The organism is Nocardia anaemiae NBRC 100462 (assembly GCF_001612725.1).
Classification (GTDB): domain Bacteria; phylum Actinomycetota; class Actinomycetes; order Mycobacteriales; family Mycobacteriaceae; genus Nocardia; species Nocardia anaemiae.
On sequence record NZ_BDAZ01000123.1, the window covers coordinates 1 to 1,394 of the forward strand.

Consider the following 1,394-nt stretch of genomic DNA (forward strand, 5'->3'; position numbering starts at 1 on the left):
TCGGGACTGTGGATTTAGGGGTGTTTCCGGCCTGATTCGCTGAGTGATGCTCAGCGGGAAGGGTCGATGATGACGACACTTGATCCAGTGACGAGGAAGAAGAAGCCGGCCGAGGCTTCGGCTGAGGAGTTGGCCGCTCAGGAGCTGGTCCGGATGGCCAAGGAACAGGGCCTGTCGCTGACGGGGCCGAACGGGCTGCTCAAACAGTTCACCAAGACCGTGCTGGAGACGGCGTTGAACGAGGAGATGACCGAACACCTCGGCTTCGACAAGGGTCAGGCACCGGCCGAGCGCGAATCGAACAATGTGCGAAACGGGACTCGTTCGAAGACGGTGTTGACCGAGGCGACCGGGCAGGTGCAGATCGAGGTGCCCCGAGATCGGGACGGGTCTTTCGAGCCGCAGATCGTCAGGAAACGCCAACGCCGTTTGACCGGGGTGGACGAGATCGTGTTGTCGCTGTATGCGAAAGGACTTACCACCGGCGAGATTTCGGCGCATTTCGCCGAGATCTACGGGGCATCGGTGTCGAAGGAGACGGTGTCTCGGATCACCGACAAGGTGATCGCCGAGATGCAGGAATGGTCGGCCCGGCCGCTGGACGAAATCTATGTGGCCGTGTTCATCGACGCCATCGTGGTCAAGGTCCGCGACGGCCAAGTCGCCAACCGGCCGATCTACGCCGCGATCGGAGTCACCGTCAACGGCGAGAAGGACATCCTCGGATTGTGGGCCGGCACTGGTGGTGAAGGCGCCAAATTCTGGCTCGCCGTGCTCACCGACATCCGCAACCGCGGGGTCAAGGATGTGTTCTTCCTGGTCTGCGACGGGTTGAAAGGGCTGCCCGACGCGGTCGGCAACGTGTGGCCGCTGGCGACGGTCCAGACCTGCATCATCCATCTGATTCGCAACACGTTCCGGCTGGCGGGCCGTCAGCATTGGGACGCGTTGCGCCGGGACGTGAAACCGATCTACACCGCACCCAACGCCGACGCGGCCCGAGCGGCACTGGACGAGCTCACCGAGAAGTGGGGCACGAAATACATTGCGATCACGCATCTTTGGGAGAATGCGTGGGAGGAATTCATACCCTTCCTCGACTACGACATCGAGATACGGCGGGTCATCTGCTCGACGAACGCGATCGAGTCGTTGAACGCGCGTTACCGGCGTGCGATCAAGGCGCGTGGTCATTTCCCCACCGAGCAAGCCGCCCTGAAATGCCTGTACCTGGTCACCCGATCGTTGGACCCGACCGGGGCGGGTCGGGCACGATGGACCATGCGCTGGAAACCCGCGGTCAACGCCTTCGCGATCACCTTCGCCGACCGCTGGCCCGACGCCCAAACCTACTGAAAGAAACCGCCGGAAACACCCTTGGCGAGATAGTCCCC

Annotated in this window: 1 protein-coding gene; it reads left to right on the forward strand. The window is 62.3% G+C overall.

The genetic code is table 11. The features are described 5' to 3' along the window. Positions 1–66: 66 nt before the first annotated feature. The gene (locus tag NA5_RS38685) at positions 67–1,356 is read left to right on the forward strand and encodes an IS256 family transposase (RefSeq protein ID WP_084484750.1); all 1,290 of its coding nucleotides are present in this window, start codon (positions 67–69) and stop codon (positions 1,354–1,356) included. Positions 1,357–1,394 lie beyond the last annotated feature (38 nt).

What these genes read in the sequence shown, in the direction of transcription:
- NA5_RS38685 (WP_084484750.1), top strand. Translation starts at nt 67, where the DNA reads ATGATGACGACACTTGATCCAGTGACGAGGAAGAAGAAGCCGGCCGAG.